The 25,115-nt window shown below is 68.0% G+C and carries 24 protein-coding genes; 22 read left to right on the forward strand and 2 right to left on the reverse strand.

Translation table 11 applies throughout. The features are described from left to right. Positions 1–25 precede the first annotated feature (25 nt). From rpsE to truA, 13 genes are all read left to right on the forward strand, one after another. On the forward strand, positions 26–631 hold the full coding sequence (rpsE, locus tag OO70_RS27445; protein ID WP_006376045.1) for a 30S ribosomal protein S5: 606 nt from the start codon (positions 26–28) through the stop codon (positions 629–631). Beyond that, positions 631–813 (forward strand): 50S ribosomal protein L30, encoded by a 183-nt coding sequence (gene rpmD, locus OO70_RS27450; protein WP_006376032.1) that lies wholly within the window; start codon positions 631–633, stop codon positions 811–813. The genes rpsE and rpmD overlap by 1 nt, the downstream gene beginning before the upstream one ends. A 2-nt stretch (positions 814–815) precedes the next feature. After that, on the forward strand, positions 816–1,271 hold the full coding sequence (gene rplO, locus OO70_RS27455) for a 50S ribosomal protein L15 (RefSeq protein WP_043676833.1): 456 nt from the start codon (positions 816–818) through the stop codon (positions 1,269–1,271). A 172-nt stretch (positions 1,272–1,443) separates the two neighbouring features. Further along, positions 1,444–2,757, forward strand: a complete 1,314-nt coding sequence (secY, locus tag OO70_RS27460; RefSeq protein ID WP_043676835.1) for a preprotein translocase subunit SecY — start codon at positions 1,444–1,446, stop codon at positions 2,755–2,757. Next, positions 2,757–3,425 (forward strand): adenylate kinase, encoded by a 669-nt coding sequence (locus OO70_RS27465; RefSeq protein WP_043676837.1) that lies wholly within the window; start codon positions 2,757–2,759, stop codon positions 3,423–3,425. Before secY ends, OO70_RS27465 begins: the two co-directional genes overlap by 1 nt. Positions 3,426–3,544: 119 nt before the next feature. After that, positions 3,545–4,381, forward strand: coding sequence for a type I methionyl aminopeptidase (map, locus tag OO70_RS27470; protein ID WP_043676839.1), 837 nt, complete (start codon positions 3,545–3,547; stop codon positions 4,379–4,381). A 153-nt stretch (positions 4,382–4,534) separates the two neighbouring features. Further along, on the forward strand, positions 4,535–4,756 hold the full coding sequence (gene infA, locus OO70_RS27475; RefSeq protein ID WP_003948620.1) for a translation initiation factor IF-1: 222 nt from the start codon (positions 4,535–4,537) through the stop codon (positions 4,754–4,756). A gap of 59 nt (positions 4,757–4,815) precedes the next feature. Next, complete coding sequence (gene rpmJ / locus OO70_RS27480) at positions 4,816–4,929, forward strand: 50S ribosomal protein L36 (protein ID WP_003998809.1); 114 nt, start codon at positions 4,816–4,818, stop codon at positions 4,927–4,929. Between the two features lie 206 nt (positions 4,930–5,135). Then, positions 5,136–5,516, forward strand: a complete 381-nt coding sequence (rpsM, locus tag OO70_RS27485; protein WP_019055531.1) for a 30S ribosomal protein S13 — start codon at positions 5,136–5,138, stop codon at positions 5,514–5,516. A gap of 69 nt (positions 5,517–5,585) precedes the next feature. Further along, positions 5,586–5,990, forward strand: a complete 405-nt coding sequence (gene rpsK / locus OO70_RS27490; RefSeq protein ID WP_003956432.1) for a 30S ribosomal protein S11 — start codon at positions 5,586–5,588, stop codon at positions 5,988–5,990. Between the two features lie 119 nt (positions 5,991–6,109). After that, positions 6,110–7,132: a DNA-directed RNA polymerase subunit alpha gene (locus OO70_RS27495; RefSeq protein WP_019055532.1), complete on the forward strand. Its 1,023-nt coding sequence runs from the start codon at positions 6,110–6,112 to the stop codon at positions 7,130–7,132. An 83-nt stretch (positions 7,133–7,215) separates the two neighbouring features. Next, on the forward strand, positions 7,216–7,722 hold the full coding sequence (gene rplQ / locus OO70_RS27500) for a 50S ribosomal protein L17 (protein ID WP_043676842.1): 507 nt from the start codon (positions 7,216–7,218) through the stop codon (positions 7,720–7,722). Between the two features lie 129 nt (positions 7,723–7,851). After that, positions 7,852–8,709: a tRNA pseudouridine(38-40) synthase TruA gene (gene truA / locus OO70_RS27505; protein ID WP_043676844.1), complete on the forward strand. Its 858-nt coding sequence runs from the start codon at positions 7,852–7,854 to the stop codon at positions 8,707–8,709. An 84-nt stretch (positions 8,710–8,793) separates the two neighbouring features. Here truA and OO70_RS27510 read toward each other — a convergent pair whose 3' ends face one another. Then, a complete protein-coding gene (locus tag OO70_RS27510; RefSeq protein ID WP_234336932.1) occupies positions 8,794–13,140 on the reverse strand; it encodes an Ig-like domain-containing protein in 4,347 nt (1,448 codons plus the stop codon). Between the two features lie 379 nt (positions 13,141–13,519). Here OO70_RS27510 and OO70_RS27515 point away from each other — a divergent pair, with 379 nt between their 5' ends. From OO70_RS27515 to OO70_RS27540, 6 genes are all read left to right on the forward strand, one after another. Beyond that, positions 13,520–15,121 (forward strand): glycosyltransferase family 2 protein, encoded by a 1,602-nt coding sequence (locus tag OO70_RS27515; protein ID WP_051741657.1) that lies wholly within the window; start codon positions 13,520–13,522, stop codon positions 15,119–15,121. After that, a complete protein-coding gene (locus tag OO70_RS27520) occupies positions 15,118–16,167 on the forward strand; it encodes a glycoside hydrolase family 26 protein (RefSeq protein ID WP_043676850.1) in 1,050 nt (349 codons plus the stop codon). The genes OO70_RS27515 and OO70_RS27520 overlap by 4 nt, the downstream gene beginning before the upstream one ends. After that, the gene (locus OO70_RS27525; RefSeq protein WP_078651573.1) at positions 16,164–18,050 is read left to right on the forward strand and encodes an ArnT family glycosyltransferase; all 1,887 of its coding nucleotides are present in this window, start codon (positions 16,164–16,166) and stop codon (positions 18,048–18,050) included. Before OO70_RS27520 ends, OO70_RS27525 begins: the two co-directional genes overlap by 4 nt. After that, entirely contained in the window at positions 18,047–19,882 is a 1,836-nt protein-coding gene (locus OO70_RS27530) for a glycosyltransferase family 39 protein (protein WP_043676853.1), read from the forward strand. The genes OO70_RS27525 and OO70_RS27530 overlap by 4 nt, the downstream gene beginning before the upstream one ends. A 69-nt stretch (positions 19,883–19,951) precedes the next feature. Beyond that, positions 19,952–20,707, forward strand: a complete 756-nt coding sequence (locus tag OO70_RS27535; RefSeq protein WP_043676856.1) for a polyprenol monophosphomannose synthase — start codon at positions 19,952–19,954, stop codon at positions 20,705–20,707. A 7-nt stretch (positions 20,708–20,714) separates the two neighbouring features. Beyond that, positions 20,715–21,248 (forward strand): GtrA family protein, encoded by a 534-nt coding sequence (locus OO70_RS27540; RefSeq protein ID WP_043676859.1) that lies wholly within the window; start codon positions 20,715–20,717, stop codon positions 21,246–21,248. A 44-nt stretch (positions 21,249–21,292) separates the two neighbouring features. On the opposite strand, the gene OO70_RS27545 is transcribed toward OO70_RS27540, so the two are convergent. After that, positions 21,293–22,177, reverse strand: a complete 885-nt coding sequence (locus OO70_RS27545; RefSeq protein ID WP_043677218.1) for a hypothetical protein — start codon at positions 22,175–22,177, stop codon at positions 21,293–21,295. Between the two features lie 359 nt (positions 22,178–22,536). On the opposite strand from OO70_RS27545, the gene rplM reads away from it, so the two are divergent. From rplM to glmM, 3 genes are all read left to right on the forward strand, one after another. Beyond that, positions 22,537–22,980, forward strand: a complete 444-nt coding sequence (gene rplM, locus OO70_RS27550) for a 50S ribosomal protein L13 (protein WP_013001400.1) — start codon at positions 22,537–22,539, stop codon at positions 22,978–22,980. Positions 22,981–23,021: 41 nt separating this feature from the next. After that, positions 23,022–23,549 (forward strand): 30S ribosomal protein S9, encoded by a 528-nt coding sequence (rpsI, locus tag OO70_RS27555; RefSeq protein ID WP_043676862.1) that lies wholly within the window; start codon positions 23,022–23,024, stop codon positions 23,547–23,549. 195 nt (positions 23,550–23,744) lie between these two features. Next, a complete protein-coding gene (gene glmM / locus OO70_RS27560) occupies positions 23,745–25,103 on the forward strand; it encodes a phosphoglucosamine mutase (RefSeq protein WP_043676864.1) in 1,359 nt (452 codons plus the stop codon). Positions 25,104–25,115 lie beyond the last annotated feature (12 nt).

The following is a 25,115-nucleotide window of genomic DNA, read 5'->3' on the forward strand; positions in this document are numbered from 1 at the left end:
CTAGCGGAAAGAGAGAGGTAATCCAATGGCTGGACCCCAGCGCCGTGGAAGCGGTGCCGGTGGCGGCGAGCGGCGGGACCGGAAGGGCCGTGACGGCGGCGCTGCTGCCGCCGAGAAGACCGCGTACGTTGAGCGCGTAGTCGCGATCAACCGCGTCGCCAAGGTTGTCAAGGGTGGTCGTCGCTTCAGCTTCACCGCGCTCGTCGTGGTGGGCGATGGTGACGGCACCGTCGGTGTCGGTTACGGCAAGGCCAAGGAGGTGCCGGCCGCGATCGCCAAGGGTGTTGAAGAGGCCAAGAAGCACTTCTTCAAGGTCCCCCGTATCCAGGGCACCATCCCGCACCCGATCACGGGCGAGAAGGCCGCGGGCGTCGTCCTGCTCAAGCCTGCTTCCCCCGGTACCGGCGTTATCGCCGGTGGCCCGGTGCGAGCTGTCCTGGAGTGCGCCGGCGTTCACGACATCCTGTCGAAGTCGCTCGGCTCGTCCAACGCGATCAACATCGTGCACGCGACCGTGGCGGCCCTCAAGGGCCTGCAGCGTCCCGAGGAGATCGCGGCCCGCCGCGGTCTGCCCCTCGAGGACGTCGCCCCCGCGGCTCTCCTTCGTGCACGTGCCGGGGCGGGTGCGTAATGGCTCGCCTCAAGGTCACGCAGACGAAGTCGTACATCGGCAGCAAGCAGAACCACCGTGACACGCTGCGGTCGCTTGGTCTCAAGGGGATCAACACCGTGGTCGTCAAGGAGGACCGCCCCGAGTTCCGCGGAATGGTGCACACCGTCCGCCACCTCGTGACGGTTGAGGAGGTCGACTGATCATGGCGGAGAACAACCCGCTCAAGATCCACAACCTCCGTCCCGCCCCGGGCGCCAAGACCGCCAAGACCCGTGTGGGTCGTGGTGAGGCGTCGAAGGGTAAGACGGCCGGTCGTGGAACCAAGGGTACGAAGGCCCGTTACCAGGTTCCGGAGCGCTTCGAGGGTGGCCAGATGCCCCTCCACATGCGTCTTCCGAAGCTCAAGGGCTTCCGCAACCCGTTCAAGACCGAGTACCAGGTCGTGAACCTCGACAAGCTGGCGTCCCTGTACCCGGAAGGTGGCGAGGTCACCGTAGAGGGTCTCGTCGCCAACGGTGCGGTGCGCAAGAACAGCCTCGTCAAGGTCCTCGGCCAGGGCGAGATCTCCGTGGCGCTGCAGGTGACGGTGGACGCCGTCTCCGGTTCCGCCAAGGAGAAGATCACCGCCGCGGGCGGTACCGTCACCGAGCTCGTCTGAGCCCGATGACATAAGCGATCCCGACCGGGGATACCCCATAACGGGGTATCCCCGGTTGGTCGTTCCACGGGGGCAGAGTCGCCGGTAAGGTGGCCTGCACTGTTCAGTTTTATCCGTCGAACCTCAAGACCGTCACCCTTGACGCACGCGCGCGGGGGTCGCAGGAGGCACCGTGCTCACCGCGTTCGCCCGGGCGTTCAGGACGCCCGACCTGCGCAAGAAGCTGCTCTTCACGCTCGGCATCATCGTGGTCTACCGGGTCGGTACCCACGTTCCGATCCCCGGCGTCAACTACACGGCCGTACAGCAGTGTGTGACCGAGGCCTCCGGCAACCAGGGCCTCTTCGGTCTCGTCAACATGTTCTCCGGCGGTGCGCTGCTGCAGATCACGGTCTTTGCGCTCGGCATCATGCCGTACATCACGGCAAGCATCATTCTGCAGCTGCTGACCGTGGTGATCCCGCGTCTGGAAGCCCTCAAGAAGGAGGGCCAGGCCGGTACGGCGAAGATCACGCAGTACACGCGCTATCTGACCGTGGCGCTCGCCATCCTGCAGGGCACCGGCCTGGTGGCCACCGCCCGCAGCGGCGCCCTCTTCTCCGGCTGCACGGTCGCGACGAGCATCGTCCCCGACCGTGCCATCTTCACGACGATCACCATGGTCGTCACCATGACCGCCGGCACCGGCGTCGTGATGTGGCTCGGCGAGCTCATCACCGACCGCGGCATCGGCAACGGCATGTCGATCCTGATGTTCATCTCGATCGCGGCCACCTTCCCGTCCGCGCTGTGGACCATCAAGAAGCAGGGCACGCTGGCCGGCGGCTGGATCGAGTTCGGCACCGTCATCCTCGTCGGCCTGGTCATGGTCGGCCTGGTGGTCTTCGTCGAACAGGCCCAGCGCCGCATTCCCGTGCAGTACGCGAAGCGCATGATCGGCCGCCGTTCCTACGGCGGTACGTCGACCTACATCCCGCTGAAGGTCAATCAGGCGGGTGTGATTCCCGTCATCTTCGCGTCGTCGCTGCTCTACATCCCGGCTCTGGTCGCGCAGTTCTCCAGCGGCGACGCCGCCTGGAAGACCTGGGTGACACAGAACCTGACCAAGGGTGACCACCCGATCTACATCGCTTCGTACTTCCTCCTGATCGTTTTCTTCGCGTTCTTCTACGTGGCGATCTCGTTCAACCCCGAGGAAGTCGCGGACAACATGAAGAAGTATGGTGGCTTCATCCCGGGCATCCGGGCTGGCCGACCGACCGCTGAGTACCTGAGTTACGTACTCAACCGGATCACCTGGCCGGGTTCGCTGTATCTGGGTCTGATCGCTCTCGTCCCGACGATGGCGTTGGTTGGCTTCGGGGCAAGCCAGAACTTCCCGTTCGGTGGCACCAGCATCCTGATCATCGTGGGTGTCGGTCTGGAGACGGTGAAGCAGATCGAGAGCCAGCTCCAGCAGCGCAATTACGAAGGGTTCCTCCGCTGATGCGAATCGTCCTCGTCGGGCCGCCGGGTGCCGGTAAGGGAACGCAGGCTGTGCGACTGGCCAAGACGCTGCACATCCCGCACATCTCCACCGGCGATCTCTTCCGTGCCAACATCAGTCAGGCCACGGAACTCGGCAAACTGGCGAAGTCCTACATGGACGCGGGCAACCTGGTCCCGGACGAGGTCACCATCGCGATGGCCAAGGACCGCATGGAGCAGCCGGACGCTGTCAACGGCTTTCTCCTGGACGGGTTTCCGCGCAATGTGTCGCAGGCCGAGGCGCTGGACGAGCTGCTGAAGACCGAGGGCATCAAGCTGGACGCGGTGCTGGACCTGGAGGTCTCCGAGGAAGAGGTGGTCAAGCGCATCGCCGGCCGCCGCATCTGCCGGAAGGACTCCAGCCACGTCTTCCACGTGACGTACAGCCCGCCGAAGCAGGACGGTGTCTGTGACACCTGCGGCGGCGAGCTGTACCAGCGGGACGACGACTCCGAGGACACGGTCCGCACCCGCCTGGAGGTCTACCACACGCAGACCGAGCCGATCATCGACTACTACAAGCTCCAGGGCCTGGTGGTCACGATCTCGTCGCTCGGTCCCGTGGAGGAGATCACGCAGCGGGCGCTGGACGCGCTGAAGCGCGAGGACGAGGGCGACAGCAAGTAGTCGTCAGGCAGATCCGGCCGCGGTGCCCGCAGGGGTGCCGCGGCCGTACTGTTGTGTACAGCCATTTCCTATGTCAGCCATTCCTTGTGTCACGCGGAAGACGGAGAGCGCAGGCCCCCATGGTGCAGATCAAGACCCCCGAGCAGATCGCCAAGATGCGCGAGGCGGGACTGGTCGTCGCCGCCATCCACGCGGCGACCCGTGAGGCAGCCGTGCCCGGCGCCAGCACGAAGGATCTGGACGAGGTCGCCCGCAAGGTCCTCGCGGACCACAACGCGAAGCCGAACTTCCTCGGCTACGGCGGTTTCCCCGCGACGATCTGCACCTCGGTGAACGAGGTCGTCGTCCACGGCATCCCCTCCGACGAGGTCGTCCTCAAGGACGGCGACATCATCTCCATCGACTGCGGCGCGATCATCGACGGCTGGCACGGCGACGCGGCGTACACCGCGTTCGTCGGCTCCGGCCACGCCCCGGAACTCATCGAACTCTCCCGGGTGACCGAGGAGTCGATGTGGGCCGGCATCGCGGCGATGAAGGTGGGCAACCGCCTCGTCGACATCTCCCGTGCCATCGAGACGTACATCCGCCGCCAGCCGAAGCCGGGCGGTGGCAAGTACGGGATCATCGAGGACTACGGCGGTCACGGCATCGGTACCGAGATGCACATGGATCCGCATCTGCTGAACTACGTGGAGAAGCGGCGGGGGAAGGGGCCGAAGCTGGTCCCTGGTTTCTGCCTGGCCATCGAGCCGATGGTGTCTCTTGGGACCCCGAAGACCGAGGTGCTCTCCGACGACTGGACGGTCATCACGACCGACGGGACGTGGTCTTCGCACTGGGAGCACTCGATCGCTTTGACCGAGGAGGGGCCCCTTGTGCTGACGGCTCCTGACGGCGGCAAGGCGAAGCTCGCGGAGCACGGGATCACGGCTGCGCCGGATCCCCTTGCTTAACGATCATGCAGATGGGGCATCCTTCCTCGATTCGTCTTTCCGAGGGCCCTGACGTAGACTGACTCGTCGGCTCTCGTGCACCCGCATGTCCGCATGCACCCCGCAAGGGGAACGCACCGAGTCGATCAAGGTAGTCGATTCGAAGGGCGAAGCGTGGCCAAGAAGCAAGGTGCCATCGAGATCGAGGGCACTGTCGTCGAGTCTCTTCCGAACGCCATGTTCAAGGTCGAGCTCCAGAACGGCCACCAGGTCCTGGCACACATCAGCGGCAAGATGCGTATGCACTACATCCGTATCCTCCCTGACGACCGGGTCGTGGTGGAGTTGTCTCCGTACGACCTCACGCGTGGCCGGATCGTCTACCGCTACAAGTAGATCTTGCCCAGGTTCCGCGCAAGCGGCGCCGAAGGCAACTGACCCGGAGAACCTCACCAATGAAGGTCAAGCCGAGCGTCAAGAAGATCTGCGACAAGTGCAGGGTGATCCGCCGTCACGGTCGGGTCATGGTCATTTGCGAGAACCCGCGCCACAAGCAGCGCCAGGGCTGACGCAGGACCTTCCCTCTGCATCGATTCGCAGAGATTCGCGCGACGCGAGCAATACATGTTCATACGCAGGACCCGGGCGTAGTAGGCGTCCGACACCCCCGGCTCGGAGGCTGGGGACCCACGCCGTACCAAATCTTCGACAGAAGAGGCCGGCGGCTGGGATCCGGTTCTGCGGAAGACCTCCGAAGATCAACTGGAGCCATTGAATGGCACGCGTTTCCGGTGTCGACATCCCGCGCGAAAAGCGCGTGGAGGTCGCCCTCACCTACGTGTTCGGCATTGGTCGGACCCTTTCCCAGCTGACGCTGGCCGAGACCGGCATCGACCCCAACACCCGCGTTCGCGACCTCTCGGAAGAGCAGCTCGTCGCGATTCGTGAGTACGTCGACGCCAACATCAAGACCGAGGGTGACCTCCGTCGCGAGATCCAGGCCGACATCCGCCGCAAGGTGGAGATCGGTTGCTACCAGGGTCTCCGTCACCGTCGTGGTCTGCCCGTACGCGGTCAGCGCACCAGCACGAACGCTCGTACCCGCAAGGGTCCGCGTCGCGCCATCGCCGGCAAGAAGAAGCCGGGCAAGAAGTAGTCCGCAGCGGACAACGCTTCACCAGCGGTCTTCGCTGTAGGACCGACCACCTCCCCGTAGGAGTAATAGATGCCCCCCAAGGGTCGTCAGGGCGCTGCCAAGAAGGTGCGCCGCAAGGAAAAGAAGAACGTCGCTCACGGCCACGCGCACATCAAGAGCACGTTCAACAACACCATCGTCTCGATCACGGACCCCTCGGGCAACGTGATCTCCTGGGCCTCCGCCGGCCACGTCGGCTTCAAGGGCTCGCGCAAGTCCACCCCCTTCGCCGCGCAGATGGCCGCCGAGTCGGCCGCCCGTCGCGCGCAGGAGCACGGCATGCGCAAGGTTGACGTCTTCGTGAAGGGCCCGGGCTCCGGTCGCGAGACCGCGATCCGCTCCCTCCAGGCCACTGGCCTCGAGGTCGGCTCCATCCAGGACGTCACCCCCACCCCGCACAACGGCTGCCGTCCGCCGAAGCGCCGCCGCGTCTGACGCACGGCCGGTAGTTCCGGGCTTCGGGCGATACGACTCTTCGGAGACGTATCGCCCGTACCCTTGCAGTAACAGCAGGACATCAAATAGTGGGTGTCCATGACTGAAGGAATCGCAGCATGCTGATTGCTCAGCGCCCGTCTCTGACCGAAGAGGTCGTTGACGAATTCCGCTCCCGGTTCGTGATCGAGCCGCTGGAGCCGGGCTTCGGCTACACCCTCGGCAACTCCCTCCGTCGTACGCTCCTCTCCTCGATCCCCGGCGCTGCTGTCACCAGCATCCGGATCGACGGCGTTCTGCACGAGTTCACCACCGTGCCGGGCGTCAAGGAGGACGTCACCGACCTGATCCTCAACATCAAGCAGCTGGTCGTCTCCTCGGAGCACGACGAGCCCGTCGTGATGTACCTGCGCAAGCAGGGTCCGGGTCTGGTCACCGCCGCCGACATCGCGCCCCCGGCCGGTGTCGAGGTGCACAACCCCGACCTCGTCCTCGCCACGCTGAACGGCAAGGGCAAGCTGGAGATGGAGCTCACGGTCGAGCGTGGCCGTGGTTATGTCTCGGCTGTTCAGAACAAGCAGGTGGGTCAGGAGATCGGGCGTATCCCGGTCGACTCGATCTACTCGCCGGTGCTGAAGGTCACGTACAAGGTCGAGGCCACGCGTGTCGAGCAGCGGACCGACTTCGACAAGCTGATCGTCGACGTCGAGACGAAGCAGGCCATGCGGCCGCGTGACGCCATGGCGTCGGCCGGTAAGACCCTGGTCGAGCTGTTCGGTCTCGCTCGCGAGCTGAACATCGACGCCGAGGGCATCGACATGGGCCCGTCCCCGACGGACGCCGCCCTTGCCGCCGACCTGGCGTTGCCGATCGAGGAGCTGGAGCTCACGGTCCGCTCCTACAACTGCCTCAAGCGCGAGGGCATCCACTCCGTGGGTGAGCTCGTGGCTCGTTCCGAGGCCGACCTCCTGGACATCCGCAACTTCGGTGCGAAGTCCATCGACGAGGTCAAGGCGAAGCTGGCCGGCATGGGCCTGGCCCTGAAGGACAGCCCGCCCGGATTCGACCCGACCGCTGCCGCCGACGCCTTTGGCGCCGACGACGACGTGGACGCGGGTTTCGTGGAGACCGAGCAGTACTGATCGGTTGTTGCCGGTGAGCATCCGCTCGCCGGGTCCTGACCCCGGTACCTGATACGGCCGGGGCAGATACCAAGGAGAAAGAAATGCCGAAGCCCTCCAAGGGTGCCCGTCTGGGCGGCAGTGCCGCGCACGAGAAGCTGCTTCTCGCGAACCTCGCGAAGTCGCTCTTCGAGCACGGCCGTATCACCACCACCGAGGCGAAGGCCCGCAAGCTGCGGCCGTACGCCGAGCGTCTGATCACCAAGGGCAAGAAGGGCGACCTTCACAACCGCCGTCAGGTGCTTCAGGTGATCACGGACAAGAGCGTCGTCCACACGCTCTTCACCGAGATCGGCCCGCGCTACGAGAACCGTCCCGGTGGCTACACCCGTATCACCAAGATCGGTAACCGTCGTGGCGACAACGCGCCCATGGCTGTCATCGAGCTCGTTGAGGCGCTCACCGTTGCGCAGGCTGCTACGGGTGAGGCCGAGGCCGCGACCAAGCGTGCCGCGAAGGACGCCGAGGCTGTTGTCGAGGCTCCGGTTGAGGTCGTTGAGGACGCGAAGCCGGCTGAGGTTGAGGCCGACGAAGAGTCCAAGGACGCGTAACACCGTTTTTGGCTGACCCGCCGTCGTGGCTGGTCGCGCAGTTCCCCGCGCCCCTAAAGACGGGCGTGTTGGCGGGTCCGTTCCTTTCCAGGGACGGGCCCGCTTTTGTGTTCCTGAGAGGATCTCGGTGTGAGTGACGAAGTAGAGGCCGGGTTTGTTCGTGTCCGTCTCGATCTCTCCTACGACGGGACCGCGTTCTCCGGGTGGGCCAAGCAGGCCGGGGGGCGGCGGACCGTGCAGGGGGAGATCGAGGACGCGTTGCGGACGGTGACTCGGTCGGGGGAGGCGATGTACGAGTTGACCGTTGCCGGGCGGACCGATGCCGGGGTGCATGCGCGGGGGCAGGTGGCGCATGTCGATCTGCCCGTGTCCATCTGGGCCGAGCACCAGGAGAAGTTGCTGAAGCGGCTTGCCGGGCGGTTGCCGAAGGATGTGCGGGTGTGGCGCGTCGCGGAGGCTCCCGAGGGGTTCAACGCGCGGTTCGCGGCGCTCTGGCGGCGCTACGTCTATCGGGTCGGCGACCGGCCCGGGGGAGTGGACCCGCTGCTGCGGAATCATGTGCTGTGGCACGACTGGGAGTTGGACGTCGACGTGATGGATGCCGCCGCCAAGTCCCTTGTGGGGGAGCATGACTTCGCCGCCTACGCCAAGAAGCGTGAGGGGGCGACGACGATCCGGGAGATTCTCGACTTCGGGGTGCGGCGGCGGGGCGATGGTGTCGTCGAGATCGAGGTCCGTGCCGATGCCTTCTGTCACAACCAAGTGCGGTCCATGGTCGGCGCGTTGGTGTTCGTCGGCGACGGACACCGAGGCGCGGAGTGGCCGCGGAAGGTGCTGGACGCGGGGGTGCGGGACAGCGCCGTGCATGTCGTACGGCCGCACGGGCTGACGTTGGAAGAGGTCGCGTACCCGGCGGACGAGTTGCTGGGCGCGCGGAGCAAGGAGGCGCGGAATCGCCGGTCTCTGCCATCCGGGGGCGGGTCCTGAACCGGCTGCCGGCGGAGGACCGGAAGCCCCGCCCTGGGCCGCTGGCCGAGGGCGGGGCTGTTTGTCAGCCGGTCGTGGTCGTGCTCACTGCCTGACGGTGAAGTACTGCCAGGCGCCCCAGGTGCTGAGGCTGGTGGTGTCCCTGCTGCTGTGGACGTACTCCGCGGCGATGCGGAATTTGCTTCCCACGGAGTTGGTCAGGGACATCTTGTGGCGGCCGGTGCTGGTGGAACTCAGGGCCGCGCAGGGAGTGGTGGTCTGTGTGTGCCAGGCGCCGCTGTAGTAGCGCTGCACACGGAAGAGGATGCACTGGCCGGCCTTGTTGGGTGTGACGGTGACGTCCAGTTGCTCCTTGGCGGTGTGGTGGTACACCCGGTAGAGAGTGCTGCCGTAGTGCGTGCTCGTGTAGTAGCCGGACAGCGTCTCCGAGATCCGCACATAGGAGTGCACACTTCGGGCGACGGTCTTCGGGGCGTACCGGTAGTCGCCGGCGAACACCGCGCTGAAGGTGGTGTTGCGGGCGAGCTTGTAGGACCCCGTCAGATTGCCGTGGGAGTCCACCGTGCCCGATTTCACCAGGACCGATGTGCCGCCGTACGGCTTGGCGTAGATCGCCACCGTGCGCTTGTTGTAGGTCGTGCCGAGGTGCGCGGTGATCTTCGCGGACTGGCCGTAGTTGTACGTCGCGTGGTCGGTGGTGATGGTCAGCGAGGTCGCCGCCCGGGACACCTGGACGGTCGCGCTGCGGTTGGCCGGCTTGTGCGAGGTGTCGCCGCCGTAGGTCACCTTGTAGGTGTTGGCGCCGCCGATCTGCGGGGTGTCCGAGAACGTGAACGAGCCGTTCGCGGCGACCTTCGCGTCGGCGAGTGCGACGCCGGACGGGTGTGAGAGGTCGGTCTTCGTCACCTTGACGACCCCACCGGTGGCGAAGGGCGAGCCGGAGAGCGTGCCGGACACGGTCAGCTTGTGTGTGCGGGTGGCCGTGGCCGGGGTCGTCAGCGTGACCGTGGTGGCCAGCTTGGACACCTGGACGAGGCTTGTCGTGCTCGTCGCCTCGTGTGTCGCGTCCCCCGCATAGCTCGCGGCGTAGGTGTAGGTGCCCTCTGCCGGCGGGGTGTCGCTGAAGGTGAAGGAGCCGTCCGCCGCCGTCGTCGCGTCGGGCAGTGCTGTCCCGTTCCGCGTGATGTGCGCGACCTGACCTGAGGGAAGCGCCGCGGACGAGGTCAACGTGCCGGTGACGGTCACCTTCCGACCCGGCACACCCGTGCTCGGGGCGGTGAGATGGAGCGAGGTCGCCGCCTTCGGCTCCGTCGCCGGGGGCGCCGCCTCGCTGACGACCGGGCCGCTGACCGTCTGCACGTCGGAGCTGTCGCCGGTGGCACCGGAGAAGGCGAGGAGCGCGGTGGACGTCAGCGTCGGTGTCGCGTCCATCACCTGCGTCCCGTCGATCCAGACGTACAGATGGCCGGTGGCCACCTGGATGTCGACCTGGTGCGTGCCCTGGCGCAGGGAGGTACTGAGGGGGACCGACGACTGGTAGTCGATCGCCGACGAGCCGGCCGAACTGCGGCCGACGCCCACGAAGTTCTGCGCCTTGAGTGTGTCGTTCCAGCCGGTGCCGAGCGCGATCACCGTGCCCGGCCGCCCCGCGATGCCGAGGCTGTCACCGGTCCCGCCCAGTGCCGAGGCGGAGTTCTGGTCCGGGTCGAGCAGGGTGAGCGTCATGCCCTTCCCGCCGGTGCCGGGGCCGAACTTCGCGGTGAAGGTGGCCCGCAGGCCCTCAGTGCGCAGCGGCTCGGTGTACACCGCCGTGCCCGCCTGGTTGCTGGTGGCCGGGGTCAGCTGGACTCCGCCGCCGTCGGCCGGCACCGCCGAGCCGTTGGTCTGCCACTTCCCGTCGGCGGCCGAGGTGGTCGTGACGGTGCCGGTGCCGGTGCCCTTGATCGGCACGTACATGGCGCCCTGGCTGGTGCCGCTCTCGTCGGTCCCGGTGCCGGTGACCTCGTAGAAGGCGCTCAGATCCGCAGCCGAGCGCGGAGTGAACGTCACGCTCTGCACCGCGGTCTGTTCAGGACCGATGATCAGGCCCTCCGACAGCTGCACCGGGCTGTTGAAGTCACCCGTCGGCGCCTTGGCCTTGGTCACCGTCACCGGGATGTTGCCCGTGTTGGTGATGGTGAACGACAGCGACTTGGAGCTGCCGATCGGGACCTGGCCGAAGTCCAGGGAGCTCGTGGAGAACTCCAGGTGCCCCTGCCCCGTGATGGCCGTCGCGCTGACCGGCACGCTCAGCGTGTGCGTGGCGCCGCCGCCGCTGCTGCTGACCACGAACGCGTCGCTGTCGGCCTGGTCGGCGGTCGGTGTGTAGGTGACCGAGAGCACGAACGAGCCACCGGCCGGTACGACCGTCCCCGCGCTCGGCAGCCCCGAGGCGGAGAAGACGCCGCCGGGCGAGTCGACCGAGTCGATGGTCTCCGGTTCGGTACCGGTGTTGGTGACCTGGAGGTTCAGCGTCGAGGTGCTGCCGGTGGGCACTTCCCCGAAGTCCAGGGCGGCGGGTGCCGCCCCTAGGCCGGGCCTGGTGCCGACGCCGTGGAGGGCGAAGACCAGCTTCTGGCCGTCCGACAGGTTCGCGGTCAGTGTGCCGTTGATGCCCCCGGTGGTGGTGGGGGCGAAGCTGATCGGTACGTCCAGGGTGGCATCCGCCGCCAGCGCCGTGGCCTGCTCGGCGGCGGGTACGGCGGACGGGTCGACCGAGAACGCGCCGGAGGCCTTGAGCCCGGTGATGCTGACGTCCTGCGTGGCGGTCAGCTTCATGTCCGCCGAACCGCTGCTGCCCACGCCGACCTGGCCGAAGTCCAGCGAGGCCGCGGTCAGCGCCGTCCTGGCCGGGCTGCCGAAGCCGTAGAGCACACCGTCCCGGGTGCCGACGTAGACCTTGCCGCCCTGGGCGGTCGGCGTGCTGAACTTCGTCGCGGTGCCGATCGGCGCGGACCACAGCAGCTGGAGCAGGCCGTTGCCGTCGGGAGTGGGGCTGTAGGCGCGCAGGGTGCCGTCGGCCCCGGAGGCGTTGCTCGCGGAGGTCATCCACACCAGGGCACTGGACTCGTCCGTGCCGTCGGACGTGACCAGGGGAGAGCCGCTGGTGTAGCCGAAGGTGTCCTGGCTCTGGCCGGTGAGGGTGAGCGCGGGCGTACCGCCGTTGCGCACGCCGTACTTGAGGGCGCGCAGCGGACCCTGGTTGCCGACGATGTAGACATAGCCTCCGTCGCCGCCCCAGAACGCGGGGTGCCCCCACATGCCCTGGTAGGGGCCGGACACGCTCACCGCGGCGTCGCCGCCCTGGGCCCCCTGGCCCATGCCGCCGAGGTTGTCGCGGTCGAGCAGGAACACCCGCCCGTCCTTGCCCTGCTCGACCAGCAGGTGGGGGTGCTCGCTCGTACCGAAGCCGTCCGGCAGCGCCATCGGGGCGCCCGAGGAGATGTCCTGGTCGTTGAGGTCCAGGGTGGAGGCGTCGCTCGGACTGAAGAAGTCGGCCGTACTGAGGCTGTTGTCCGCGCCGACCTGGAGGCGTACGACGGACTCGGCCAGGGTTCCCTGCACGGTCTTGCCCGGCCCGGGCGCCGGGCTGATGCCGTTCCCGGTGCTGAAGAAGATCCGGCCGGACCCGTCCGAGACCAGTCCGCCGCCCGACTGCCAGATGCCGGAGCCGCCGGTGCCGGTACCGGTCACCGCCGCCCACATCGAGGTGATGCTGTGCCCGGTGGTGCTCACCCCGACCACATAGCCGCGGTACGGCCATGCGTCGCAGTGGGCGCCGAAGCCCGCGTAGACGACGCCGTTCATCAGCAGCAGGCCGGGGCGCTGCTGTTCGTAGTAGGCGTCGAAGGTGGCGCTCGGGTCGTTGACGGGGTTTCCGGCAATGGTGACCGGCCACCCGGAGCGCTCGGTTCCGGAGGCCGGGTCCACCGCGTGCATCAGCCAGGTCGGGTGACGGTGTGTGGCGGTGCCGTCGTCGACCTTGGTGGTGAAGTAGAGGGAGTCGGTGGCGGAGTCGTAGACGGGGGTCGCGGTCGCGCCCACGTTGGGCACCAGGTCACCGCAGCCGATCGCCGAGGCCGGCCACGCCGATCCGTAGTTCTTGCTCCACTCGATCGCACCGGTGGTGCGGTCGAGGCCGTAGACGGTGTTGCTCTCGGTGACCGCGATCACCTGGTCGCCCAGCACCAGCGGCTGGGCGTATATCTGCCCGTCCAGTTTGGTGGCGAAGAGCTGCCCGAAGGAGGACGACTGGACGGCCGCCGGGGAGAGCCCGGACTCGTTCTGGTCCCAGTTGGTGCGCAAGTTGTCGACGCCCTGGGTGGTCTGGTCGGCCTGGGCCGAGGACGCCACCAGGCTGATCGTCGTGCCGATCAGTGCCGCAGCGGCCACGGCCGCTGTGGCGAAAACCCATCTGCGCCGCCGGTTGCGGTGGCGGCCACCGCGCGCGGGCATGGAAAACCCGGACAAATCGGGACCTCCCCCTACTGTTCGCGCCCGGAATCGTCACAGGCGCGACGCAAACGTGAAGACTGAGTGGTTGTTCTTACCATCAGTTGACCTTTTTGCGTACTGCGGGGGGCGTGCTTTGCCGCTGTGCGGCCCCATTGGTACCCCTGTGACCCGTGATGAAACCCGCACTTAACAAGGTTGTTGAGTCATACCGGGAAAACCCCGGTTATGCTTTCGCGGTCCGGCTGAAAGTTCGATTTATGGGGCAGCCGGGCTCAGGGTGGGTTCACAGGGCCGTTCGAGGTCCTGGGGGGGTTTCATGAGTAGTTCAGTCAGTGCTGAGGCGCGCCCTGAGCGCCCTCGGAGGCGCAGGCGCGAGCCGGAGAGCCATGGGCTCCTGCCGCAGCCGCCGGACAACGCCGAGAAGTATTCGTACACGCGCCGTCACCTGTGGGTCCTCACGCTGGGCTCGCTGATCAGCTTCGTCTGTCTCGCGGTGAGCCAGTTCCTGTTCACGGCGTCCAGCCCGTGGTTCTGGCTGACGATGCCGCTGCTCGCCTTCGTGGTCGCGGACTACCTGATCTCGCTGTACCTGGACGGGCTCAGCAAGGACTTCGACATCAAGGCGCACAAGCAGCTGGTACGGGACTGGCGGCCCGCCGTCCACCCGAGCGTGGACGTGTTCCTGCCGGTGTGCGGTGAGCCGCTCGAGGTGCTGCACAACACCTGGGTCAACGTGAACCGGCTCAAGGGCACCTACCGGGGCGTGGTCAAGGTGTACGTGCTGGACGACGCCGACGACTCCGAGGTCGGCGCCATGGCGCGGGACTTCGGCTTCCACTACGTGGTGCGGCCCAACCGCGGCTGGTTCAAGAAGGCCGGCAACCTCCACCACGCCTTCGGGATCACCGACGGCGACCACATCCTCATCCTCGACGCCGACTTCGCGCCGCGCGCCGACCTGCTCGACGAGCTGCTGCCGCACATGGACGCCGACGAGCGGATCGGGATCGTGCAGTCGCCGCAGTTCTTCCGGATCACCGACCGGCAGAACTGGATCGAGCGCGGCGCGGGAGCGGTGCAGGAGCAGTTCTACCGGTCCGTGCAGACCTCCCGCGAGGACAAGGACGGATCGATCTGCGTCGGCTCGTGCGCGGTGTACCGGCGCGCGGCCCTCGCCCAGATCGGCGGCATCACGCTGATCGAGCACTCCGAGGACATGTACACCGGTTTCGACCTGCGGGCGCTCGGCTGGAAGCTGCGCTACGTGCCCGTCGCGCTGTCGGCCGGTGTGTGCCCGGACACCGCCGGTGCCTTCCACAACCAGCAGTACCGCTGGTGCATGGGCTCGCTGGAGCTGCTCACCAGCAAGCGCTTCTGGGAGCTGGACCTGAGGTTCCAGACCCGCCTGTGCTACATCTCGGGTTTCCTCTACTACCTGCAGACCGCCCTGGCGACCTTCCTCATGCCGGTCATCCCGCTGTCGCTGATGATCCTGCGCCCCGATCTGCTGCGCGCCGAGGCGGCGATGTGGGTGCTGCCCAGTGTGGCGTACGTGACGCTGGTGCTGCCCTTCTGGCACCACGCGCCGTACCGGCTGGAGGCGTGGGCGGTGCGGGTGATGTACGGCTGGTCGCACGTCTTCGCGGTGTGGGACGTGTTGCGTGGCCGTCCCATGGGCTGGAAGCCGACCGGATCGCAGGGCGCCAAGAAGAACGGCATGCGCCGCTGGTGGGTCGGCATGGTCGGGTGGACCGGCGGCACCGCGGTGCTGTGGGTGGTCGTCGCCGCCTGGCGGATGCTCACCGAGTACCCGCCGGACTTCGCCCTGATGCTGTCCGCAGGCCTCTTCTACGCGATCGTCGTCGGTCGCGCCCTCGTCCAGCCGCGCGCACGCGCAGTGCAGGAAGCGACCGCATGACTTTCCCCCCACGCACCGCACGAGCGCTTCGGCCCGTGCGGATGATCGCCGCCGTGCTGCTCGCAAGCGCTCTCTTGGCGGGCTGTACGACGTTCTCCGGCAAGGGGCGTGACGAGTACGACCGCGCCCAGGGCGAGCAGCCGGGTACCGAGAGCCCGGGCGAGGCCTCCGAGTCCGCGAAGCCCGAACCGCCGTACGACGTACGGCCGCTGTTGCAGCCCGCCAAGAAGTACCTGGGTGTGGCCGCCGACGGTGCCCCCGCCAAGATGACCTCCGTCGAGGACTTCGCGAAGCGGGGTGGCAAGAAGCCCAACCTGATCGAGTTCTACTCGGCCTGGGGCGACCAGTACGAGGCGGGGCTGGTGCAGAAGACCTGGGACTACGGTGCCCTGGCCTTCATCGCCTGGGAGCCCTTCGACGCCTCCCTCAAGGACATCGCCTCCGGCAAGCAGGACGAGTACATCCGCTCCTACGCCAAGTCCGTCAAGGCGCTGAACCTGCCGGTGGCGATCAGCTTCGCGCACGAGATGAACGGCTTCTGGTACCCCTGGGGCACCAAGAAGGCCACGGCGGCGCAGTTCACCGCGGCCTACAAGCACATCCACGACCTCTTCGACGACGAGGGCGCCACCCAGGTCATCTGGGTGTGGAGCCCGAACGTCGTCAACCCGATGCCCAAGGTGCAGCTCAAGGCGTACTGGCCGGGCGACGACTACGCGGACTGGATCGGCGTCATCGGCTACTACGCGGCCACCGGGCCGTCGACGTACAAGACGCTCTACGGGCCGACGATGAGCCAGATCCGGTCCTTCACGAAGAAACCATTCATCATCGCGGAGACGGCGGCGCAGGCCGGCGAGCGCAAGCCCGCCGACATCAAGGACCTCTTCGAGGGGACCGCGAAGCGCGACGACGTCGTCGGGCTGGTCTGGTTCAACTTCGACAAGGAGACCGACTGGCGCGTCAACAGCGGGCCGCTGTCCCAGAAGGCCTTCCGGGAGCAGGCCGCGGACCCGAGCTTCGGATTCGATGTGACCAAGCCATGACCGACCGGCACACGCCCGTCTGGGCGGACGACCCCGGTCTGCGGAACGACGCGCACGACCCGTCGTACGGGCAGGGTCAGCAGGGGCAGGGTCAGCAGGGGCAGTGGCCCGGCGAACAGTCCCAGGACCCGTCGTGGTCGTACGAGCAGCAGTACGCCCACCAGGCGTACCCCGCGGCACAGCAGCGCGAGGTGACCGACAGCGGCAGCTGGCGCTTCGACGGCCGCACCTCCTCCTACACCGACCAGCGGACCTACGACACCTTCGCGCCCTACGACCCGTACGCCACGTACACCGAGACCGAGCCGGCCCCGACCCCGGCGCCGGTGGTGCCCGAGCCGGAGCCCGAGAGGCCCGGCTACGTTCTGCCGCCGATCCAGGAGTCCTCCTGGGCCGTGGACACCGGGCGCAGTCGGCTGCTCGGGCGGCTGGTGCTGCTGTGCGTCCTGCTCATCCAGGCCGGGCTGTCGCTGCGGTTGAGCGGCACCGCGTTCGAGGACGAGGCGCTGTACGTCCTCGCGGGCCACTACGAGATCGGCAACATCCTGCACGGCACCCCCGTGCCGGGCGACTTCGAGGGCTACTTCTCCGGCTATCCGAAGCTGTACCCGGTGCTCGCCGCGATGGTCGACAGCGTGGCCGGGCTCGCCGGGGTGCGCATCGTCAGCCTGATGTTCATGCTCGGCGCGACGAGCCTGCTGTACGCGATGACCCGCCGGATGTTCGATGCCCGGGCGGCGATCGGCGCGGCGGCCCTCTTCTCGGTCGTCCAGTCCACCGTGTTCCTCGGCAACTTCGCCACCTTCGACGCGGCGGCGGTCTTCTTCCTGGCGCTGTCCGCGTGGATCGTGGTGCGCACCGGCCGTGCGCCGATCGTGGCGGTGGTGCTCGCGGCGCCTCCGGCGATCCTCGCCTTCGCCATCAAGTACGCGGCGGGCCTGTACCTGCCCACCCTGGTGGTCCTGGCGGTACTGACCGCCTACCGGCACCGCGGGCTGCGCGCGCCGGCGCGAGGAGTGCTGCTCGGCGGGGCGATGGGTGCCTTGCTGGGGGCCGGGTATCTCTTCGCCGGATCGCTCGGCGGCATCAGCCAGACCACCACCAACCGTGCCAAGGGGGCCGACACCGCGGCGCAGCTCCTGCAGCACAGCGCCGAGTGGGGCGGGCTGATGTTCCTCACGGCGGTGGGCGGCTCCCTCGCCTACGCGATCCGTCCGCACATGGGTGAGATGCCCTGGCTCGAACAGGTGGGCCCCGGCCGGTTCCGCCGTATCGCACTCGGTGTCCTGCTCTGCGGTACCGCGCTGCTCGCCCCGGCCTACCAGATCCACCTGCAGACCGAGGTCTCGCTCTTCAAGCACGTGGGCTTCGGCCTGCTCTTCGCCGGACCGATGGCGGGCCTGGGCATCTCACGCCTCGTCGGCCCGCACTTCCGGCACCCGCAGCTCGGGATCATGCTGTACGTCCTGACGCTCGTGTTCGGCATGGTGCAGGCGCAGCAGAACTACAGCTTCCCGGACTCCCGCGAGATGACGGCCGTCCTGCGTCCCATGGTCGACCGCAAGGGCACCTATCTGGCCGAGGAGCACGAGGTCCCCGCCTACTACCTGCGGGACGTCACCGGGTACGCGCAGTGGCAGGGCACGTTCGGCATGGACTACATGGACAAGAAGGGCAAAAGGTACTCGGGCCCCGAGGCCTACGGTGCCGCCGTCAAGGACGCGAAGTTCGACGTCATCGTGTTGCGCGGGACGGTCACGCCCGACGTCGACACGGCCGTGACGGACGCGCTGCGCGGCAACGCTCACTACCGCCTGGCCGCCGTCACGCGATTCACCACCAGCAAGGGCGACGGCGCGTACCGGATTTGGGTGAAGAGATGAGTTTCGACGCCTCCGCCCGGTACGACGGCGGGTATGCCGAGGGTCCCGGGGGCCACGATCCGTATCCGGGTCAGGACGCCTATGCCGGACAGTGGGCGCAAGCCGGTCAGGACGTCTACACGGTTCCGGAGCAGGGCGCCCACGCGGGCCCCGGGACCTACGCGGAATCCGGGTCCGTCCCCGGGCCGGCGCGGTACGCGGACGCCGACCGGTATGCCGGCACGGGGACTGCTCCCACGTCGGCGGCCGTCACCGAGCCCGAGGCTCCGCAGGCCGCCGCGGTCGAGCCCGGCGAGGAGGCGCCCGAGGACGCGAAGGGCGGGCGGCTCGCGGCCGTCGTCACGTTCCTGCTGCCCACCGCGCTGGCCTTCGCCCTGATCCTGCGCCACTTCGGCGACCGCGAGCTGTGGCGGGACGAACACGCCACGTGGTGGGCGGCCAGCCTGTCGTTCCACGACCTGAGCATGCTGATCCGCTCGGTCGACGTGGTGTTCACGCCGTACTACGTGTTCATGCACGGCTGGCTCGCGGTGGCCGGTGACTCCCCGACCGCGATGCGGGTCCCGGGCGCGGTGGCCATGGCGGCGTCGGCCGGTCTGCTCGCGCTGCTCGGCAGGCGGCTGTTCACGACGCAGGTGGGTGTCCTCGCCGGGCTGGCCCTGGCCGTCCTGCCGCTGACCACACGGTACGGGCAGGAGATCCGGCCGTACCCCTTCGCGGTCGCCGCGGTGCTCCTGTCGACGCTGTTGCTCGCGCGGGCGCTGGACCGGCCGTCGTTCAAGGTGTGGGTCGCCTACACACTGTCGGTGCCGCTGATCGGCTGGAGCCATCTGGCCTCGCTCGCGGTGCTCGGCGCCCACCTGGTGATGGTCGTGCAGAAGCGGCGCGCCGGCGACAAGATCGTCGGCTGGGCCTACACCGCGGCGCTGATCCTCGGCATCTGCTTCGTGATGCCGATGGCGGTGTCCGGCTCGGGGCAGAGCGCTCAGATCGCGTGGAACAACCCGGGGTTCCAGGACCTGGTGGACTTCCCCAAGAACCTCTTCGGTTCCTGGGCGGTGGCCGTCCCCGTGATGTCGCTCGGCCTGATCGGTCTGTGTTTCGCGGGCCGGACGGCACTGCCACTGGCCGTGTGGATCGTGCTGCCGCCGGTGGCGACCTATCTGACCGCGGCCCAGCTGCACCTCTTCCTGCCGCGCTATCTGCTGTTCACCGCGCCCGCATGGGTGCTGCTCACAGCCGTCGCGGTGGGACGCCTGGCCGGTCCGGTGGCCGGGGCCAAGGCCGGCTCAGGCGCCGCGGCCCGGCACGGGTTCGGCTGGGTGCTGGTGGCCGCCGCGGTCGCGGGACTCGCCTTCCAGTCGCTGCCGGGTATCCGCGAGGCCCGGCACAACGCGCTGGGCGAGCCGGACTTCCGCGGTGCCGCGCAGATCATCGAGGCCCAGCAGCGCAAGGGCGACGGCATCGTCTTCAGCGGCGTGCTGACGGAACGCCGGGCCATGGCCTACGAACTCCGCGACGACGCCGGCCGCCCACGGGACGCGCTGATGTACCGCACTCCGCAGCAGCGGGGCTCGTTCGACGCGGCCGAGTGTCCGCAGCCGGCGAGCTGTCTGGCCAAGAGCGAGCGGCTCTGGCTGGTGTCCACGACGCTCGACGGACAGCCGTTCAGCGGAATGCCGAAGACCACCGCGACCGTGATCCAGAAGGACTTCCGTGTCGTGAAGACCCGGAAGTTCGACTACCTCCAGCTGGTGCTCCTCGAAAGGGCGCGAGCGGCGACGGACGGGACGTCCCACGACGACGCCGCCAATCGCAAGGTGCATCTCTGAGCTGGATTCTTTGTCCCGCCGGAAGAACCTCTTCCGGCGGGAGCAGTCACCTTTGGGGAGGGAAAAGAAATGACGTATGACCTGGGGGGTGCTCGCGTCACCGTGGTGATGCCCACCTACAACGAGGCGGCGAACCTGCCGCGGATGGCCGAGGCCGTGCTGTCGCTCGGGCTGCCCGGGCTCCACCTGAAGATCGTCGACGACTCCAGCCCGGACGGCACCGGGCGGATCGCCGAGGAGCTGGCGGAGAAGTACAACGCCGACGGCGTGCGCCGGATGAGCGTGCTGCACCGCACCGAGAAGGACGGCCTCGGGCGCGCGTACGTCGCGGGCATGAGCGCCGCGCTCGCCGAGGGCGCCGAGTACGTCGTCCAGATGGACGCCGACGGCAGCCATCCCGTCGAGGCGGTCCCGCGGATGCTCGGCACCGCCGTGGCCTCGGGCGTGGGCCTGGTCGTCGGCAGCCGGTACGTCGAGGGCGGCTCGCTGGACGAGGAGTGGGGCAGGCACCGCGTCCTGCTGTCCCGCTTCGCCAACCGGTACGCGCGGACCGTGCTCGGCACCAAGATCCGGGACATCACGGCGGGCTTCAACCTGTGGTCGGCCGCCGCCCTGCGCGACGTCGACCTCACGACCCTCGACAGCGCCGGCTACAGCTTCCAGGTCGAGCTGAAGTTCAAGGCCGTCCGGGCCGGGCACAGCGCCGTCGAGATCCCGATCCGCTTCGAGGAGCGCACCGAGGGTGTCTCCAAGATGAACCTCACCACGCAGATCGAGTCGGCGGTGATGCCGGTGCGGCTACGGCTGCGCAACCGGCGGGGCTGAGCCGGACATGGGCGGACGGCACTCGCTTCCCCCGCGGTCGGGGAAGCTCTCTCGCGAGATCGCGAAGTTCGGCCTGGTGGGGGCCTCGGGATTCATCGTCAATCTCGGGGTCTTCAACCTCGTCAGAGCCACGACGGAGTGGCAGCCCGTCCGGGCGAGCGTCCTGGCGACGGCCGTGGCGATCATGACCAACTATCTCGGCCTGCGGTACTTCACCTACCGGGACCAAGCCCAGGACGACCGGGGCGGCCGGCGGAAGGAGCTGGGGCTCTTCCTCTTCTTCAGCGCGGTCGGCCTGGTCATCGAGAACGGGGTCCTCTACCTGACCACCTACGGACTCGGCTGGGACGGCACGCTCGCCAACAACGGCAGCAAGTTCCTCGGCATCGGCATCGCGACCCTGTTCCGTTTCTGGTCCTACCGGACGTGGGTCTTCAAGACGGCCGGCGGTGGACAGGAACGCACCGTGGCGGACTCGCGTGGCGGACTCCCTCCGTACCGGGAAGCACCGGTCCTGGCGGAGGCCCGTGACCGGCGCTGATCACCGGCCCGGGGAGGGGCGCACGCTCGGTGTCGGCCGGGCGGCTATCCGGCCGCCGCTGCCGCCGAAGCCTGCGCCTCGCCCCGCCTGCCGATCTGGCGGAACGCGAACTCGGCCAGGTCGTCGCCGGTGGTGAAGACCTTGGTGTCCTTGGTCGTCACGTCCTTGCCGTCGGTGAAGCCGGCGATCGTGAAGTAGGCGTAGCGGCCGTAGGAGTTGGTGGTCGTGCGGCACACCGCGCCGTTGCAGAACGGCTTGACGCCCTTGCCGGACAGGGACCTGATGATGCTCTTCGTGTCCGCCTGGCCCTTGACCTTCGTGGCCTGGGCCTCGGTGTCGAAGACGGCGACGCCGACCGTCACCGCGACGTTGTCCTTGGTGTAGGTGACGCGCATCAGGCGGGTGCAGTCGTTCGCCGTGAGGACCTTGGGGAGGGTCGCCTGGGCGGCCGAGGCGCAGTTCGTGGTGTCGGCCGTCGCGCCCTTCTTGTACACGGTCGAGCCCATGGTCAACTGCGTGCCCGGGAACAGCAGTTCCGCGCTGAGCGGTGCTGTGTCCTTCGCCTTGCTGGAGATGAAGTCCTTCGGGTCCAGCGGCGGGGGCGCGCTGGTCGGCGCGAACGACGGCGTGATGTCGCCGGTGCCGCTCGGCAGGGACCCGCTCGCGGGCAGGTTCGTCGGTTGGCCCGACGCGTTGTCGTCGCCGTTCGCCGACATGACGGCCATGGCCACGGCCGTCCCGACGCCCACCGTCGCCAGCGCGCCGCCGACTATGAGCAGCAGTCTCTTGCGCCTGTTGCGCGTCTCCGCCCGGTCGGCGAGCGCGGCCCAGTCCGGGGACTCGTCGTCGACGTTGCCGCCCCACGGCTGCTGCGATTGCGGTTTCCAGGGATCCCACTGGGACTGGGGTCCCCCCTGCCCGAAGCTCATGGGTCGCATCTTAGACGGGGCAACGGGTGTGCAGGTGCGTCTCAATAAGCCCTGGAGCAACAGACGTTGGGGCTGTCACGGTGCGTGTCCGATCCCTCGCTGTGTGCTGCCGTCCGGGGTGCTCGGCCCGCAGGTCCCACACCGTTTTGACCCGTCAGGGGCGGCGCGGGTAGTGTTGCAGTTTGTTATGCGTATCGGCTTGGTCGCTCTCAGGCGAGAGGCCCTTGCGTAGGTTCCCTGGAGCAGTTACCAGTGGGCGGCATACGGGCATCGTCCCCGGCCATTGTCGTCCCCAGCTGCACGATCGCTTCAGTGATGCCATGTGTCAGCACCCATCCACTGAAGAAGAAGGCTGCGAAGTGCGTACGTACAGCCCCAAGCCCGGCGATGTGACTCGCCAGTGGCACGTCATCGACGCCCAGGACATCGTCCTCGGCCGTCTGGCTACCACTGCTGCGAACCTCCTCCGCGGCAAGCACAAGCCGACCTATGCCCCGCACATGGACATGGGCGACTTCGTCATCATCATCAACGCCGACAAGGTTCACCTGTCCGGCAACAAGAAGACCCAGAAGCTGGCGTACCGCCACTCCGGCTACCCGGGTGGTCTGCGCTCCGTCCGCTACGACGAGCTGCTGGCGAAGAACCCCGAGAAGGCCGTCGAGAAGGCCATCAAGGGCATGATCCCCAAGAACACCCTGGGCCGTCAGATGATCTCGAAGCTGAAGGTCTACTCGGGCGACCAGCACCCGCACGCTGCCCAGCAGCCGGTGCCGTTCGAGATCACCCAGGTCGCGCAGTAGTTCCGGCCACACCCCTAAACAGAAAAGATCTGAGGAGAACCGTGGCCGAGACCACTGTTGAGCAGCCGGTCGAAGAGACCGAGACCGAGCTCGTCGACATCGAGAGCTACACCACCGAGTCCGAGGTGCCCGTCGAGGGCGAGTACACCTCGGAGTCGCTCGCCGGCCGCTTCGGCGACCCGCAGCCGGCCGCCGGCCTGGGCCGCCGTAAGAACGCCATCGCGCGCGTTCGCATCGTGCCCGGCACCGGCAAGTGGAAGGTCAACGGGCGCACGCTCGAGGACTACTTCCCGAACAAGGTCCACCAGCAGGAAGTCAATGAGCCCTTCAAGGTGCTCGAGCTCGACGGCCGCTACGACGTCATCGCCCGCATCTCGGGTGGCGGCGTCTCCGGTCAGGCCGGTGCCCTGCGCCTCGGCGTGGCCCGCGCGCTGAACGAGGCCGACGTGGACAACAACCGCGCCGCCCTGAAGAAGGCCGGTTACCTCCGTCGCGACGACCGCGCGGTCGAGCGCAAGAAGGCCGGTCTCAAGAAGGCCCGCAAGGCCCCGCAGTACAGCAAGCGCTAAATCTCGCCTGCTGCTCTGTACTCCGAACGCCCCGGCGGCACGCCACTCGTGCCGCCGGGGCGTTCGTTTATCACAGCCTGGGGCGTATAACGGCACAAGGCGCTCAAAGGCTTGTGTGATCGGATGATCAGGCATCGTATGCCTGGAATGCAGGACCTTCGTCTTGCAGTACTTTCGCCTTCCTCAGGAGGACAAGTGGGACGACTCTTCGGCACGGACGGCGTGCGCGGTGTCGCCAACGCGGATCTGACGGCCGAGATGGCTCTCGGCCTCTCCGTCGCGGCGGCGCATGTGCTGGCCGAGGCGGGCACCTTCGAAGGCCACCGGGCGACGGCCGTGGTCGGGCGGGACCCGCGCGCGTCCGGGGAGTTCCTGGAGGCCGCCGTGGTGGCCGGCCTGGCCAGCTCGGGAGTGGACGTACTGCTCGTCGGTGTGCTGCCCACCCCAGCGGTGGCGTATCTCACCGGTGTGCTGGGCGCCGACCTCGGGGTGATGCTCTCCGCGAGCCACAACGCCATGCCCGACAACGGACTCAAGTTCCTCGCGCGCGGCGGGCACAAGCTCGACGACGAGCTGGAGGAGCGGATCGAGAAGATCTACGAGGAGCACCGCACCGGCGCCCCCTGGGACCGCCCGACCGGCTCCGGCGTCGGCCGGGTCCGGCACTACAACGAAGGCTTCGACCAGTACGTCGCCCACCTCATCGGCGTGCTCCCGAACCGGCTCGACGGGCTGAAGATCGTCCTCGACGAGGCGCACGGCGCCGCCTCCCGGGTCTCCCCGGAGGCCTTCTCGCGGGCCGGCGCCGAGGTCATCACCATCGGCGCGGACCCCGACGGCCTCAACATCAACGACGGCTGCGGCTCCACCCACCTGGGTCTGCTGCAGGCCGCAGTCGTCGCACACGGCGCCGACCTCGGCATCGCGCACGACGGTGACGCCGACCGCTGCCTGGCCGTGGACCACACCGGTGAAGAGGTCGACGGGGACCAGATCATGGCCGTGATCGCGCTGGCGATGCGGGAGCGTTCCGCACTGCGCTCCGACACCGTCGTCGCGACCGTCATGTCGAACCTCGGCTTCAAACTGGCCATGGAGCGCGAGGGCCTGACGCTCGTTCAGACCGCGGTCGGTGACCGCTACGTCCTGGAGGAGATGAAGGAGCACGGCTACGCGCTGGGCGGCGAGCAGTCCGGGCACGTCATCATCCTGGACCACGCGACCACCGGCGACGGCACGCTGACCGGCCTGATGCTGGCGGCGAGGGTCGCTGACACCGGCCGTACGCTCAAGGACCTCGCGTCCGTGATGACCCGCCTGCCGCAGGTCCTCATCAACGTGCCCGACGTGGACCGCACCCGTGTGGGCAGCTCCGCCGACCTGGCGGCCGCGGTCACCGAGGCGGAGCGTGAACTCGGTTCCACCGGGCGGGTGTTGCTGCGCCCGTCGGGCACCGAGCCGCTGGTACGGGTGATGGTGGAGGCCGCCGACATCGACCAGGCGCGGTCGGTGGCGGGCCGGTTGGCGGACGCGGTGAAGTCGGCGCTCGGCTGAGTGAGTTGACCT

Source organism: Streptomyces xylophagus (assembly GCF_000716435.1).
GTDB lineage: Bacteria > Actinomycetota > Actinomycetes > Streptomycetales > Streptomycetaceae > Streptomyces > Streptomyces xylophagus.